The organism is Actinoplanes sp. CA-252034 (assembly GCF_050956125.1).
Classification (GTDB): Bacteria; Actinomycetota; Actinomycetes; order Mycobacteriales; family Micromonosporaceae; genus Actinoplanes.
In genome coordinates this window covers 1,504,082-1,518,546 of sequence record NZ_CP191846.1, presented here as the reverse complement: position 1 = coordinate 1,518,546, position 14,465 = coordinate 1,504,082, and the positions used below count along the sequence as shown (strand labels likewise).

11 protein-coding genes and 1 pseudogene are annotated in these 14,465 nt (G+C 71.0%); 9 read left to right on the top strand and 3 right to left on the bottom strand.

From position 1 onward, the window contains the following. Positions 1 to 129: 129 nt before the first annotated feature. Positions 130 to 2,867 (top strand): annotated as a pseudogene (gene aceE, locus ACQPZW_RS07130) (pyruvate dehydrogenase (acetyl-transferring), homodimeric type). 42 nt (positions 2,868 to 2,909) lie between these two features. On the opposite strand, the gene ACQPZW_RS07125 reads toward aceE, so the two are convergent. Continuing rightward, the gene (locus ACQPZW_RS07125) at positions 2,910 to 3,443 is read right to left on the bottom strand and encodes a dihydrofolate reductase family protein (protein WP_433794032.1); all 534 of its coding nucleotides are present in this window, start codon (positions 3,441 to 3,443) and stop codon (positions 2,910 to 2,912) included. A gap of 94 nt (positions 3,444 to 3,537) precedes the next feature. Between ACQPZW_RS07125 and ACQPZW_RS07120 the strand changes: the two genes are divergently transcribed. The 3 genes from ACQPZW_RS07120 to ACQPZW_RS07110 all read left to right on the top strand — a co-directional run bounded on the left by ACQPZW_RS07120 (position 3,538) and on the right by ACQPZW_RS07110 (position 8,038). Continuing rightward, on the top strand, positions 3,538 to 5,643 hold the full coding sequence (locus ACQPZW_RS07120; RefSeq protein ID WP_433794031.1) for a methyl-accepting chemotaxis protein: 2,106 nt from the start codon (positions 3,538 to 3,540) through the stop codon (positions 5,641 to 5,643). A gap of 25 nt (positions 5,644 to 5,668) precedes the next feature. After that, positions 5,669 to 7,075: a glutamate--tRNA ligase gene (gltX, locus tag ACQPZW_RS07115; RefSeq protein ID WP_433794030.1), complete on the top strand. Its 1,407-nt coding sequence runs from the start codon at positions 5,669 to 5,671 to the stop codon at positions 7,073 to 7,075. 378 nt (positions 7,076 to 7,453) lie between these two features. Continuing rightward, the gene (locus ACQPZW_RS07110; RefSeq protein WP_433794029.1) at positions 7,454 to 8,038 is read left to right on the top strand and encodes a hypothetical protein; all 585 of its coding nucleotides are present in this window, start codon (positions 7,454 to 7,456) and stop codon (positions 8,036 to 8,038) included. Here ACQPZW_RS07110 and ACQPZW_RS07105 read toward each other — a convergent pair. Further along, positions 8,019 to 8,447 (bottom strand): WHG domain-containing protein, encoded by a 429-nt coding sequence (locus ACQPZW_RS07105; protein WP_433794028.1) that lies wholly within the window; start codon positions 8,445 to 8,447, stop codon positions 8,019 to 8,021. The genes ACQPZW_RS07110 and ACQPZW_RS07105 overlap by 20 nt on opposite strands. A 254-nt stretch (positions 8,448 to 8,701) precedes the next feature. Further along, the gene (locus tag ACQPZW_RS07100; protein WP_433794027.1) at positions 8,702 to 8,926 is read right to left on the bottom strand and encodes a hypothetical protein; all 225 of its coding nucleotides are present in this window, start codon (positions 8,924 to 8,926) and stop codon (positions 8,702 to 8,704) included. 215 nt (positions 8,927 to 9,141) lie between these two features. On the opposite strand from ACQPZW_RS07100, the gene ACQPZW_RS07095 reads away from it, so the two are divergent. The 5 genes from ACQPZW_RS07095 to fabF all read left to right on the top strand — a co-directional run bounded on the left by ACQPZW_RS07095 (position 9,142) and on the right by fabF (position 13,980). Further along, positions 9,142 to 10,404, top strand: coding sequence for a helix-turn-helix domain-containing protein (locus ACQPZW_RS07095; RefSeq protein ID WP_433794026.1), 1,263 nt, complete (start codon positions 9,142 to 9,144; stop codon positions 10,402 to 10,404). 159 nt (positions 10,405 to 10,563) lie between these two features. Continuing rightward, complete coding sequence (locus ACQPZW_RS07090; RefSeq protein ID WP_433794025.1) at positions 10,564 to 11,493, top strand: ACP S-malonyltransferase; 930 nt, start codon at positions 10,564 to 10,566, stop codon at positions 11,491 to 11,493. Further along, entirely contained in the window at positions 11,490 to 12,440 is a 951-nt protein-coding gene (locus ACQPZW_RS07085) for a beta-ketoacyl-ACP synthase III (protein ID WP_433794024.1), read from the top strand. Before ACQPZW_RS07090 ends, ACQPZW_RS07085 begins: the two co-directional genes overlap by 4 nt. 69 nt (positions 12,441 to 12,509) lie before the next feature. Further along, positions 12,510 to 12,752: an acyl carrier protein gene (locus tag ACQPZW_RS07080; RefSeq protein ID WP_092547088.1), complete on the top strand. Its 243-nt coding sequence runs from the start codon at positions 12,510 to 12,512 to the stop codon at positions 12,750 to 12,752. A 1-nt stretch (position 12,753) separates the two neighbouring features. Further along, entirely contained in the window at positions 12,754 to 13,980 is a 1,227-nt protein-coding gene (gene fabF, locus ACQPZW_RS07075; RefSeq protein WP_433794023.1) for a beta-ketoacyl-ACP synthase II, read from the top strand. Positions 13,981 to 14,465 lie beyond the last annotated feature (485 nt).

Genomic DNA, 14,465 nt, shown 5'->3' with positions numbered 1-14,465 from the left:
CACCCCGTAGACGTGACGACGCACACCGTAAGGGGGCAGGATGGAGACCTATTCCGCGCGATTCGCCACCAAGACCAATGAGACGGCTGGTCGCACGGAGGTCCGACACTCACACCAAGAGGATTGCCTGTGGCCACGGAGCGCAAGCGCCCGGTGATCAGCGATGGCCTGCCGAGCCAGCTTCCCGACATCGACCCTGAAGAGACCAACGAATGGGTCGAGTCGCTCAACGGAGTCATCGACGAACGCGGCGCGAAAAGAGCCCGTTATGTGATGTTGCGCCTGCTGGAGCGGGCCCGGGAGCGACAGGTCGGCGTGCCGCCACTGACGTCCACGGACTACATCAACACCATCCCGCCGGAGCGCGAGCCGTGGTTCCCCGGTGACGAGTTCGTCGAGCGGCGGATCCGGGCCTACATCCGGTGGAACGCCGCGATGCTGGTGCACCGCGCGCAGCGCCCGGAGATCGGCGTCGGCGGGCACATCTCGACCTACGCGTCGAGCGCCAGCCTCTACGAGGTGGGCATGAACCACTTCTTCCGGGGCAAGGACCACCCGGGCGGCGGCGACCACATCTTCTACCAGGGCCACGCCTCCCCGGTATGTATGCCCGGGCCTACCTGGAGGGCCGCCTCACCACCCACCAGCTCGACGGTTTCCGGCAGGAGCTGTCGCACCCGGGTGGCGGCCTCCCGTCGTACCCCCATCCCCGCCTCATGCCGGACTTCTGGGAGTTCCCGACGGTCAGCATGGGCCTCGGCCCGCTGAACGCGATCTACCAGGCGCGATACAACCGGTACCTGCACAATCGCGGGATCAAGGACACCAGCCAGCAGAACGTCTGGGCGTTCCTCGGCGACGGCGAGATGGACGAGGTCGAGTCGCTCGGCGCGATCGGCCTGGCCGCCCGCGAGGAGCTGGACAATCTGACCTTCGTGGTCAACTGCAACCTGCAGCGCCTCGACGGCCCGGTCCGCGGCAACGGCAAGGTCATCCAGGAGCTGGAGTCCTTCTTCCGTGGCGCCGGGTGGAACGTGATCAAGGTCGTCTGGGGCCGCGAGTGGGACCCGCTGCTCGCCGCCGACACCGACGGCGCGCTGGTCAACCTGATGAACGTGACGCCCGACGGCGACTACCAGACCTACAAGGGCGAGTCCGGGCTGTACGTGCGGGAGCACTTCTTCGGCCGTGACCCGCGCACCCGCAAGCTCGTCGACGGCATGAGCGACGACGAGATCTGGAACCTCAAGCGCGGCGGGCACGACTACCGCAAGCTGTACGCGGCGTACAAGGCGGCCACCGAGCACACCGGCCAGCCGACCGTGATCCTGGCCAAGACCGTCAAGGGCTGGACGCTGGGCTCGCACTTCGAGGCCCGTAACGCCACGCACCAGATGAAGAAGCTGACCCTGGACGACCTCAAGGGCTTCCGGGACCGGCTCTACCTCGACATCAGCGACAAGCAGCTCGAGGAGAACCCGTACCTTCCGCCGTACTTCCACCCCGGTGAGAAGTCCGACGAGTACGAGTACATGATCGAGCGCCGCCGTGAGCTGGGCGGGTCGATCCCGACCCGGCGGACGAAGCACAAGTCGCTGGCGATCCCGGAGTCGAAGGTCTTCGGCGGCCTCAAGGGCGGCAGCGGCAAGCAGAAGATCGCCACCACGATGGCGTTCGTCCGCCTGCTCAAGGACCTCATGCGGGACAAGGAGTTCGGGGCCCGCTGGGTGCCGATCATCCCCGACGAGGCCCGCACCTTCGGCATGGACTCGCTCTTCCCGACGAAGAAGATCTACTCGCCGCACGGCCAGACCTACACCTCCGTGGACCGGGAGCTGTTCCTGTCCTACAAGGAGGCGACGGACGGCCAGATCCTGCACGAGGGCATCAACGAGGCGGGTTCGACGGCGAGCTTCATCGCGGCCGGCACCTCCTACGCCACGCACGACGAGCCGATGATCCCGCTGTACATCTTCTACTCGATGTTCGGGTTCCAGCGCACCGCCGACGAGCTGTGGGCGGCCGCCGACCAGATGACCCGGGGCTTCCTGCTCGGCGCCACCGCCGGGCGGACCACGCTCAACGGTGAGGGCCTGCAGCACGAGGACGGGCACTCGCTGCTGATCGCGGCGACGAACCCGGCCGTGGTCTCCTACGACCCCGCGTTCGGGTTCGAGATCGCGCACATCATGGAGCACGGCCTGCACCGGATGTACGGCGAGAAGCAGGAGAACATCTTCTACTACCTCACCATCTACAACGAGCCGGCGATCCAGCCCGCGGAGCCGGCCGACCTGGACACCGAGGGCCTGCTCAAGGGCATCTACCGGTTCAGTGAGAGCTCACAGAAGTCCGGGCCGAAGGCGCAGCTGCTGGCCTCGGGCACGGGCATGCGGTGGGCGCTCAAGGCACAGGAGCTGCTCGCCCAGGACTGGGGGGTCAGCGCCGACGTGTGGTCGGTCACCTCGTGGACCGAGCTGCGCCGCGACGCGATCCAGGCGGAGGAGCACAACCTGCTCCACCCGAGCGACGCGCCGCGCAAGCCGTACATCCAGCAGAAGCTGGAGGCCACCGAGGGCCCGTCGGTAGCGGTCAGCGACTGGATGCGGGCGGTGCCCGACCTGATCAGCCGGTGGGTGCCGAACGGCTACACCTCGCTGGGCACCGACGGCTTCGGGATGAGCGACACCCGGCACGCGTTGCGCCGCCACTTCCACGTGGACGGCGAGTCGGTGACCGTGGCGACGCTGCGTGAGCTGGCGCTGCGTGGCCAGGTTCCGGCGCACGTGCCGGCCGAGGCGGCCAAGAAGTACGCGATCGACGACGTCAACGCCGCGCCGGTGGGCGAGACCGGCGGCGACTCGTAGGACCGATGCCGAGGGGGCCGTCCGGCCCCCTCGGCCCCGCGGTCAGGCGGGCACGTAGCTGATGACCTCCACGCCGGTGGCCGACCGCCAGCTGCCGTTGTGGGCCAGGGCGATCTCGATCCCGGGCTCCCAGAGCGGACGGCCCCCGCCGACCACCACCGGGTAGATCATCAGCCGGTATTCGTCGATGAGCTTGTGCCTGGTCAGGTAGTTGAAGAGGCTTCCGCTGCCGTTGACCATCAGCGTTTCGGAGCCGGTCCTGAGCTTCGCCACCGCCTCGGCCACGTCGCCCTCGATGAAGGTGGCGTTCCACTCCGGCTCGGTGAGCGTCGTGGTCGCCACGTGCTTGGGCATCCCGTTCATCTTGGCGCCGAACTCGCCGGTCTCGGCGGCCATCCGCGGCCAGACCTCCTTGAGCCCCTCGTAGGTCGTACGGCCGAGCAGCAGCGCGTCGGCCTCCCGGAGGTTGTCGACCTGCCAGCGCCCCAGCTCGTCGTTGAAGTACGGCCCACTCCAGATCGGCTCCTCGAAGACACCGTCGAGGGTCACGTACTCCACCGCCACGATCTTGCCCATCGTTCCCACCTCGTTGCTCGAGCCGCCCATTGAAAACGGCAACGAGCGGGCAGGCGGGTGGTCGCGGCGCAATGATCCAGGGGTGGGATTCCGGATGAGGCACAAACTGCTCCTGCTCGGACTTGGCAGCGTCGTGGTGACCGCCCTGGTGCTGGTCGCCGTCGGCGCCTGGCAGAGCGGCAGGTTCGCCGACAGCACCGAGAGGGAGGCGCTGCGGCAGAACGCGGCCGCCCTCGCCCAGAGCGCCGACGACGTCAGCGCGCTGGTCCGGACCGTCGGCGACGAGATCCAGCAGGGCATGGACCGGAGCATGAGCAGCGCCTCGGCGTTCCTCGCCCAGAACGGCGGTATGCGGTTCGGGAGCCGGCGGGTCACCTGGACGGCGACCAATCAGGTCGATCAGAAGACGACGACGGTCAACCTGCCTCGTGTGGAGGTCGGCGGCGCGTGGCTCGGGCAGAACACGGATCTCCAGCGGACCACGCCGTTCGTCGACGACACGAGGACGCTGTCCGGCGCGACGATCACCGTCTTCCAGCGGATGAACCCGGCCGGTGACCTGTTGCGGGTCGGCACGACCGTGAAGTCGGCGAAGGGCACGCGGGCCATCGGGACGTACATCCCGGCCACCGCGGACGGCAAACCCAACGCGGTGGCGGCGGCGATCAAGGACGGCAAGCAGTACCGCGGCGTCGCACTGGTGGTCGGCACGCCGTTCGTCTCCGTCTACGACCCGATCAAGAACTCCGCCGGTGACGTGATCGGCGCCCTCTACGTCGGTGTGCCGCAGGCCGAGGCGCTGGTCAACCTGACCGGGACGATCAGCGCCATGAAGATCCAGGAGAACGGCTGGGTCTCCGTCTTCAGCACGGCGGCCGCCGACCGGGGCCGGATCGTCGCCTCCAACGTCGCGGGCACCGCCGACCAGGTCGCGCTGGACGCCACCGACGCCGACGGCGCGAAGTACGTCGAGGAGATCGTCACCAAGGCCCCGGAGCTCAAGGACGGCGACACCTGGCAGGCCGAGTACCGGTTGCCCGGGGCGGCCGGGGCTCCCGCCGGGGACACCACCACCACGGTCGCCTACTACGCGCCGTACCAGTGGGCGGTGACCGTGGGCGGATACGACGCCGACGCCGCCGCCGCGATCACCGCGGTCCGGGACGGGCGCAGCACCATGCTGACGTCATTCGTCATCGCGGCGGTGCTGCTGGCGCTGGCCGGGGCGGCCGCGGCGTACCTGCAGGCGTCCCGCATCTCGCGCCGCATGGCCGCGCTGACCGGGGCGCTGACCCGGCTCGCCGACCGCGACCTCACCGTGCGGATCGCCGACCGGGGGCGTGACGAGATCGGCGAGGCCGCCGCCGCGCTCGACACCGCGGTGACCGAGTTGCGCACGGTGATGCAGGACGTGACCGGCGCCTCCGAGGAGGTGGCGGGCACCGCCCGGCGGGTGTCGGCCACCGGCGGCGAGATGTCGGCCGCCGCGGACACCGCCGCCAACCGGGCCGACACGGTGAGCGCCTCGGCCGAGAGCGTGTCGCACGTGGTGGCGACGGTGGCGGCCGGCGCCGAGCAGATGGGCGCGTCGATCAGCGAGATCTCGCACAACGCCCAGGAGGCGGCGCAGGCCGGGCGGGACGGGGTGGGGCTGACCGCGGCCGCCGCGGACGTCGTCGCCGAGCTGCGGGTCTCGACCGCGAAGATCACCGACGTGGTGCAGTTGATCGCCACGATCGCCGAGCAGACGAACCTGCTGGCGCTGAACGCCACCATCGAGGCGGCCCGCGCGGGCGAGACCGGCAAGGGCTTCGCGGTCGTCGCGGGCGAGGTCAAGGAGCTGGCCCAGGAGACCGCCCGGGCGACCGAGGACGTCACCGGGCGGGTCGCCGCGATCGAGGCCGACACGGCTCGGGCGGTCACCGCGATCGACGCCATCTCGGCCCGGATCGCCCAGGTCAACGACTACCAGACGGCGATCGCGGCGGCGGTCGAGGAGCAGGCCGCGACGACCGCCGAGATGGCCCGCAACATCTCCGAGGCGGCCGGTGGCAGCCGGGACATCGCCGACGGCATCGGCACGGTGAACGGGGCGATGCGCAGCACCCGGGACTCGGTGGCGGTGTCGCACCGGGCGGCCGACGAGCTGACCGCCACCGCCCAGCGTCTCACCGGCCTGGTCGGGCGCTTCACCGTCTGAGGCGGTTGGTCGGTAGTCTGGAGCGGTGACTGTTCGAGTACGTTTCGCACCCTCACCGACCGGCATGTTCCACGTCGGCGGCGCCCGCACCGCCCTGCAGAACTGGATCTACGCCCAGCAGCACGGCGGTGTCTTCGTCCTCCGGATCGAGGACACCGACGCGGCCCGCAACCGCCCCGAGTGGACCGAGGGCATCATCTCGGCGCTCGACTGGATCGGCATCGAGCGGGGGGCGTATGAGGGCCCGCACTTCCAGTCCTCCTACGCGGCCGACCACACCGCCGCCGCGACCCGGCTCTACGGCGAGGGCAAGGCGTATTACTGCGACTGCACCCGCGACGACGTGGTGGCCCGCTCGAGCAACAAGCACACCGGCTACGACGGCTTCTGCCGCGAGCGGGCACTGGGTCCGGGCGAGGGGCGCGCGCTGCGCTTCCGTACGCCGGACGAGGGTGAGACCGTGGTGGTGGACCTGGTCCGCGGCAAGCCGACCTTCGAGAACCGGCTGATCGAGGACTTCGTCATCGCCCGCAGCGACGGCTCGGCGGTGTTCCTCCTGGCCAACGTGGTCGACGACCTGAGCATGGGGATCAACCACGTGTTCCGCGCCGAGGAGCACCTGCCCAACACGCCGAAGCAGCAGTTGCTGTGGGAGGCGCTGGGCGCGACGCCGCCGGTCTGGGGTCACGTGCCCGTTCTGGTGAACGAGAAGCGGCAGAAGCTGTCGAAGCGCCGCGACAAGGTGGCCCTGGAGTCGTATCGGGACGAGGGCTACCTGGCCGCCGCCATGCGCAACTACCTGATGCTGCTCGGCTGGTCCCCGACCGGCGACCGGGAGATCGTCCCGTGGTCGGTGATCGAGGAGGAGTACCGGATCGAGGACGTGAACCACGCGCCGGCGTTCTTCGACGTCAAGAAGCTGCGGGCGTTCAACGGCGAGTACATCCGGGCGCTCACCCCGAGCGAGTTCACCCAGGTGTGCGCCCCGTGGCTGACCGGCACCGACACGATCGCCGCCCCACCGTGGGATCCGGCGAAGTTCGACGCGGAGACGTTCACCACTATCGCGCCGCTCGCGCAGACCCGGATCTCGGTGCTGTCCGAGATCGTGGAAAATGTCGACTTCCTCTTCCTGGACGAGCCGGTCGAGGACGAGGCTTCCTGGGCGAAGGCCATGAAAGACGGCGCCGCGGAGATCCTCGACGACACCGCGGCGGCCTTCGGCGCCCTGACCGACTGGTCCGCCGAAACCCTGAAGGCGACTCTCGAGCGGATCGGCGAGGCGCGAGGTCTCAAATTGGGAAAGACCCAGGCGCCGGTACGGGTGGCGGTGACCGGCCGCACCATCGGGCTGCCGCTTTTCGAGTCGATCGAACTGCTCGGCCGCGAGCGCACGCTGGCACGCATTTCCGCTGCTAGAGCGCGTCTCTGACCTATCTACCGCATTCGACGGCCGGCGCGCCATAGCCGGTCGTCGAATACGGTGATGCTCTCCGTCACCAGGGTGACCACCACCCCCGCCGATTGCGGGGAGTGGGTACTATTCGGCGGCTGATCAACGGCCGTTCCCGTCTCCACGGTCAATCCCACATGGCTCCAAATCACCCGCTCTCGAGATGCGAGCGGGGCGGCGCCCAGGGAGGCTGGAGGCCTGTGGCCGTGTCCCGGTTCCACCGCCGGGCACGAGCAGCAGGTCGAGTGGGCCATGTCCATCCACGGGCGGGGAGGTCGGATGGTGCGGGGGGCGATCACAAGGCTGGCGTCGGCGGCTGCGGTAGCAGTTGCGGCGCTGGTTCTGACATGGGGAGCGATGCCGGGGGCGGCGCAGGCCGCGCCCAAGGCGCCGCCACAACCGGATGCGGTGCAACTGGCCGGCAACGGCATCGAGGAGACCGTCCTGGTCCGACAGGACGAACGGCCGCGGCTGTTCCAGATGCTGACCAGCGAGGTGGACTGGCTGGCGTCGGCCTCGTCGTCGAGTTCGGCGCCGAAAGCGGCGCAACTGGGTCCGAAATACACGCTGACTCTGCTGGTCAAGAACGCGCCGAGTCAGCTCTATCACCTGTACCCGCTGGCCCAGGGCGGCCCGCGGGCGCACCGTCCGGCGAAGCAGCCGGCCGGCAAGAAGGCCGAGGCCTGGTTCTACGGCCGGCTCTCCATGCCGGAGTCGCTGCGACTCGGCGGCGCGCCGCTGGAGGTCAAGCCGGACGTGGTGCACGGCGGCATCGGTGGCGGTGTCGGCACCGATCTGGCGGTGGACGCGGTGAACCCGCTCGAGGAGATGAGCGAGGCGCTGGCGGAGTTCCGCCGGTTGTTCCTGCTCAACGGGGCGGTGCTGCTGGTGATCCTGACCGGGCTGGCCGGGATGGCGTTCCTCATCCGCCGGCGCGTCTGAGCTCCTCCGCAGACGTCTTCGCAGCGCTCGAGGGCGCCGCTGAGAGCTCGACCATACCGACCAGGTCATCCAGGTCGGCGTCGAACTCGGCGGCGCCTTCCAGCATTTCCGGGGACGATCCGGGCAGCCCGCCGGTGACCTCGCCGGTCGTGTAGCCGAGCAGGAAAGCGCAGATCAGCCGGGCCTGGCGGGGCACCTCGGAGACCGGCACCCCGGCGTCGGCCAGGATGCCCTGGAGCGCGGCGGCCAGCCACGACGCCGAAGGCCCGGCGGCCGACCTGTTGAGCAGCAGCGGGAAGGCGCTCGGATGGGCGCGGGCCAGCGAGCGCACGGCCCGGCCCATCGCGCGCAGGCGGTGCCGCCAGTCCAGGTCCGCCGGGTTCTGGCCGACGGTGGTGCCGAGCTCCATGTGCAGCAGGTCGACCAGGCCGTCGAGGAGGGCGTCCTTCCCCCGACGTACGGGTAGAGCGCCATCGAGGTGAGCCCGACGCGTTCCGCCACGGCCCGCATCGACATGGCCGCCAGCCCACGCTCGTCCACGAGGGCGAGCGCCTGATCCAGAATCTGCCGTCTTTTGTCGTCCACCACGCCAACCTGACCAGTCCGGCCCCGTCCGATCGCGGAAGCGCGCCCGTCACTCACCCGTACGGGGCACGCCCGCTCTCAGCACCAGCGGCCGGGTGGGCGGCCGCGGCCGGCTGCACGCCGCCGGGGCCGGACCGCGCCGTGCAGGTGCGCTCCCGCCCAGCCGCGCAGCTCGGTGCGGCATCCGACCCGCCCGGTCCCCGGGTCCACGATCAGCTCCTCGTCGGCCGGCGTCACTGCCGGCGAATCGTCGAGAGCGGGATCCCTGTCGGAGTACGCGGACGCGTCGTCCCGTTCCATCATCTCGCCTCCTCGATCCGTGCGCTGGGCGCCGGCTTGCCGGCACCGACATTTCATCGGCACCATGGCGTCCGGTGTTAATCCCCGGTCGGACCGCCGTCCGACACGATGCCAGGTCACCGACCGAAATCGCGGGAGAGGCGCACCGCTACGCCGGTCAAATGTCATAAAAGGCCCACAAAAACCTCATCGGTCGCATATCCGGCATATGTCACCCGATGGGAGGCAACCGGGTGCCCCGGGCCCGGGCGTGCAACCCTGTGCCCGTGGCAGACACCGACACGGGCACACCGGCCGAGGGCAGGCCGGAGAACCCGGCGAAACCCCTGGCCCCGGGCACTCTGCGCCGCATCGAGCGGCAGGCCGGCACCCTGGCCAGCGCGGCGGTCGCGCGGATGGACGAGACCCTCCCCTGGTTCCGGGCGCTCCCCGCCGATCAGCGCTCCTGGGTGATGCTCGTCGCACAGGCCGGTGTTCGATCTCTGGTCGAGTGGTTGCGGTCCGGCGGGACGGTCGCGGCCAGCACCGAGATCTCCGACGAGGTGTTCGCCGCGGCGCCCCGTGCGCTGGCCCGGGTGATCACACTCACCCACACGGTAGAGATGATCAAAGTGACCGTCGACGTGGCCGAGGCCGAGGTGCCGGGCTTCGCCGAGCCGGGCGAGCAGGAGGCGCTGATCCAGGCCATCCTGCGGTTCTCCCGGGAGATCGCCTTCTCGGCCGCGCGGGTCTACGCCCGGGCCGCCGAGTCCCGTGGCGCCTGGGACGCCCGCCTGCAGGCCCTGCTCGTCGACGCCCTGCTCCGCGGCGACTCCTCCGACGTGCTGGCCAGCCGGGCGGCCGCGCTGGGCTGGGCGGACGCCTCGCCGGTCGCGGTGGTGGTCGGCCGGTCCCCGGGCGGCGACATCACTCCGGTGCTGCACGCCGTCTACCGCGCCGCCCGGCGGGCCCGTCTCGAGGTGATCGCCGGGGTGCACGGTGACCGCCTGGTCGTGGTGGTCGGCGGGGCCACCGATCCGGTCGCCGCGGCGTCCGCGCTCAGCAGTGGCTTCGGAGTGGGCCCGGTGGTGGTCGGCCCCGCGGTGCCGTCACTCGACCAGGCCACCGAGTCGGCGCGGGCCGCGCTGGCCGGGTTCCGGGCGGCGCCCGCCTGGCCCGGAGCGCCGTGCCCGGTGGCCGCCGACGACCTGCTGCCCGAGCGGGTGCTCTCCGGTGACATGGACGCCCGGCGCAAACTCCGGCACGACGTCTTCGGCGCGCTCGCCCGGGCCGGCAGCGGACTGCTGGAGACACTGGACGCGTTCTTCGCCTCGGGCAGCGTGCTGGAGAGCGCGGCCCGGGAGCTCTACGTGCATCCCAACACGGTCCGTTACCGCCTGCGGCGGGTCGCGGAGGTCGCCGGGCTCTCCGCGCTGGACGGCCGGGACGCCTTCACACTGCGGCTGGCGCTCACTATCGGCCGCCTGGACCCCGCAACGTGACCGGGATCTCTCACCATTCGACACGATCAGAGGAGGTATAAATGTGGCTGAAGTGACCCAAGAACACCTCTGTTTTGTAGGAACCCTACAACGCTGGTCGTAGGGTTTGGTCGCGCCCGGCTACCCCGGAAAGCCGCGCGATCCGGAAGAGTCGGGGACGTGCTCGCCGTACTCTCGCCCGGCCAGGGTTCCCAGAAGCCCGGCTTCCTCACCCCCTGGCTCGATCTGCCCGGCGCCGAGGCCCGTCTGACCGAGTGGTCCGCCCTCGCCGGCGTCGACCTGCTGCACCTCGGCACCCGCGCCGACGCCGAGGAGATCAAGGACACCGCACGCACCCAGCCGCTGCTGGTCGCCGCCGCCCTGCTGGCCGGTGAGCAGCTGCCCCTGGAGCGGGCCGGCGTGATCGCCGGGCACAGCGTCGGCGAGCTCGGCGCCACCGCCCTGGCCGGCGTGCTGACCCCCGCCGACGCGATCACCCTCGCCGGGATCCGCGGCCGCGAGATGGCCGCCGCCTGCTCCCTGGAGCCGACCGGCATGAGCGCCGTCCTCGGCGGCGACCCGGACGAGGTGGTCGCCACCATCGAGAAGCACGGCCTGTTCGCGGCCAACCGCAACGGCGCCGGCCAGATCGTCGCCGCCGGCGCGCTGCCCGCGCTCGCCGAGTTCGCGGCCGCGCCACCGGCCAAGGCCCGGGTGATCGCGCTCGCGGTGGCCGGCGCCTTCCACACGCCGTTCATGGCACCCGCCGAAACGGCGCTGGCCGCCGCCGCGGCCGGCGTCACCGTGCACGACCCGGCCCGTACGCTGCTGTCGAACCTGGACGGCGCGGCCGTCACCGCCGGCGCCGAGATGCTGCAGCGCCTGGTGCGCCAGGTGACCGCCCCGGTCCGATGGGACGTGTGCATGCGGGCACTGAAGGACCTCGGTGTCACCGGCGTCATCGAGCTGCCGCCCGCCGGCACCCTCGCCGGCCTGGTCAAGCGAGAGCTCAAGGGCGACGGCGCCCCCGAGATCGTCACGCTCAACACCCCGGACGACCTGCCGGCCGCCCTCGATCTGATCGCCCGCACCGAAGGAGACGCACGATGACCGCGGGTTCCCGCATCCTCGCGATGGGCCACTACCAGCCGTCGCGGGTGATCACCAACGACGACCTGGCCAGCAACCTGGACACCAACGACGCGTGGATCCGGGATCGGGTCGGCATCGCGGAGCGGCGGGTCGCGGACGGCGAGTCGGTCGCCGACATGGCCACCTTCGCGGCCGAGAAGGCGCTGGCCGCCTCCGGGCTCACCGCCTCCGACATCGACCTCGTCATCGTCGCCACCTGCTCGGCGATCGACCGCTGCCCCAACGTGGCCACCCGTGTCGCCGACCGGCTCGGCATCAACGCCCCCGGCGCGTTCGACGTCAACACCGCCTGCTCCGGGTTCTCCTACGCCCTCGCCACCGGCGACCACGCGATCCGCGCCGGCGCCTCCCGCAACGCCCTGGTCATCGGCGCGGAGAAGCTGTCCGACATCGTCGACTGGTCCGACCGTACGACCGCGGTGCTCTTCGGCGACGGCGCGGGAGCGGCGGTCCTGACCGCCGTGCCGGACGGGGAGCCTGCCGGAATCGGTCCGGTGGTCTGGGGCTCCACGCCGGAGAAGGGCGACGCTCTCAAGATCGCCGGGTGGCAGCCCTACATCAAGCAGGAGGGCCAGGCGGTCTTCCGCTGGGCCACCACCGCTCTCGCGCCGTTCGCGATCGAAGTGTGCGAGAAAGCCGGGATCGCCCCGTCCGAGCTGGCCGCCTTCGTCCCGCACCAGGCCAACACCCGGATCATCGACGGCATCGTCAAGCGGCTCGGCCTGAGCCCCGACGCGATCGTCGCCAAGGACCTCGTCGAGTCGGGCAACACGTCCGCCGCGAGTGTTCCACTGGCCCTGTCCAAGCTGATCGAGCGAGGGGAGCTGCCCTCCGGGGCGCCCGTCCTGCTCTTCGGCTTCGGCGGTGGCCTCACCTACGCCGGCCAGGTCGTCCGCTGCCCGTAAGGGACAGGACACCTGACCGTCGCCAAACAGCACCATCGAATCGCACCATCGAGAGGAAAGATTCCCACAATGGCTACTCGCGCAGAGATCACCTCCGGCCTCGGAGAAATCCTCGAGGAGGTCGCCGGGGTGAACCCGGACGACGTCGCCGAGGAGAAGTCCTTCACCGACGACCTGGACGTCGACTCGCTCTCCATGGTCGAGGTCGTGGTGGCCGCCGAGGAGAAGTTCGGCGTCAAGATCCCGGACAACGAGGTGCAGAACCTCAAGACCGTCGGCGACGCCGTCAACTACATCGAGGCGAACCACTGACATGAGCAACGTAGACGTCGTCGTCACCGGGCTCGGCGCGACGACCCCGCTTGGCGGGGACGTCGCGTCCACCTGGGACGCCATGCTCGCCGGCCGCTCCGGGGTGGGTCACCTCACCCAGGAGTGGGCCGGTTCCCTCCCCGTGCGGATCGCCGCGCAACTCGCGGTCGACCCCTCCGAGGTCATCGAGCGGGTCCGGCTGCGCCGGATGGACCGGTCCGAGGCCATGGCCGTGATCGCGGCCAAGGAGGCGTGGGCCGACTCCGGCCTCGCCGACGCGGGCCTCGACCAGGAGCGTCTCGCCGTCAGCTTCGGCAGCGGCATCGGGGGCGCGATCACCCTTCTCGACCAGGACGACATCCTCGAGCAGCACGGCCCGCGGCGGGTCAGCCCGCACACCGTGCCGATGCTCATGCCGAACGGGCCGGCCGCGCACATCGGGCTCGAGCTCCAGGCCAAGGCCGGGGTCCGCGCCATGGCCAGCGCCTGCGCCACCGGCGCCGAGGCGGTCGCGCTCGGTCTCGACCTGATCCGGCTCGGCCGCGCCGACGTGGTGGTGGCCGGCAGCACCGAGGCCGTCATCCACCAGTTGCCGATCGCCGGCTTCGCCTCGATGCGGGCCATGTCGACCCGCAACGACGATCCGGAACGCGCCTCCCGCCCCTGGGACAAGAACCGGGACGGTTTCGTCCTCGGTGAGGGCGCCGGCGCGCTCATCCTGGAACGGGCCGACCATGCCGCCGCCCGTGGCGCCAAGGTCTACGCGCGCCTCGCCGGAGCCGGCATCACCTCCGACGGGTACGACATCGTCCAGCCCGACCCGGAGTGCCGCGGTGGCATCCGCGCCATGCGGATGGCGATCCAGGACGCCGGCCTGACCGGCGCCGACATCCACCACGTGAACGCCCACGCCACGTCGACCCCGGTCGGCGACATGGGCGAGATCAAGGGCATCCGGGCCGCCATCGGCAGCCACCCGATCCTCACCTCGACCAAGTCGATGACCGGCCACCTGCTCGGCGCGGCCGGCGCACTGGAGTCGATCGCGGCGATCCTGGCCCTCCGGGACGGCATCATCCCTCCGACCATCAACCTCGACGACCCCGACGAGCGCCTCGACCTGGAGGTGGCGGCCCACAAGGCGCGGTCCGCCGACATCCAGGCGGCGATGAACAACTCGTTCGGCTTCGGCGGCCACAACGTGGCCCTCGTCTTCACCCGCCCCTGAACCCCTTGCCCCTCCCCGGGTGTCGGCCACGACCCCGGGGAGCGGCTCGAGGACCTCTTCCATCGCGGTACGGCACGCCCGCCCAACGACCGCGGCTACTCCGGCGTTAGTCCGTCCTGCGGGCCGCCCCGGCCATCGACCTGCGCCGCTCCCCGTTTTGCTCTCGGCGCGACCCACCCTGGTCATCGCCGGCCCTGCTAGCGACGCTCCCTGGCGCGGCCCACCCTGGTCATCGCCGGCCCTGCTGGCGACGCTCCCTGGCGCGGGCCCACCTCGGTCATCGCCCGCTCCGCTCCCGGCGGTGCTCCCGCGTCGCCCGCCCTGAGTCACCGCCCGCCCTGAGTCACCGCCCGCCCTGGGTCACCGCCCGCCCTGCTCGCGGCGACGCTCCCGACGCAGCCCACCCCGGCCATCCCCTGCCCGCTCCTGGCGACGCTCCCAGCGCAGCCCACCCCGGCCATCGCCTGCCCCGCTCCCGGTGTTGC

Bases quoted from the DNA above. Each gene is read 5' to 3' on its own strand.
- ACQPZW_RS07120 (WP_433794031.1), top strand. From the start codon at position 3,538: ATGAGGCACAAACTGCTCCTGCTCGGACTTGGCAGCGTCGTGGTGACC.
- ACQPZW_RS07105 (WP_433794028.1), bottom strand. From the start codon at position 8,447: ATGGAGCTCGGCACCACCGTCGGCCAGAACCCGGCGGACCTGGACTGG.
- ACQPZW_RS07110 (WP_433794029.1), top strand. From the start codon at position 7,454: ATGCCGGGGGCGGCGCAGGCCGCGCCCAAGGCGCCGCCACAACCGGAT.
- ACQPZW_RS07100 (WP_433794027.1), bottom strand. From the start codon at position 8,926: ATGATGGAACGGGACGACGCGTCCGCGTACTCCGACAGGGATCCCGCT.
- ACQPZW_RS07125 (WP_433794032.1), bottom strand. From the start codon at position 3,443: ATGGGCAAGATCGTGGCGGTGGAGTACGTGACCCTCGACGGTGTCTTC.
- ACQPZW_RS07095 (WP_433794026.1), top strand. From the start codon at position 9,142: ATGGGAGGCAACCGGGTGCCCCGGGCCCGGGCGTGCAACCCTGTGCCC.
- fabF (WP_433794023.1), top strand. From the start codon at position 12,754: ATGAGCAACGTAGACGTCGTCGTCACCGGGCTCGGCGCGACGACCCCG.
- ACQPZW_RS07085 (WP_433794024.1), top strand. From the start codon at position 11,490: ATGACCGCGGGTTCCCGCATCCTCGCGATGGGCCACTACCAGCCGTCG.
- ACQPZW_RS07080 (WP_092547088.1), top strand. From the start codon at position 12,510: ATGGCTACTCGCGCAGAGATCACCTCCGGCCTCGGAGAAATCCTCGAG.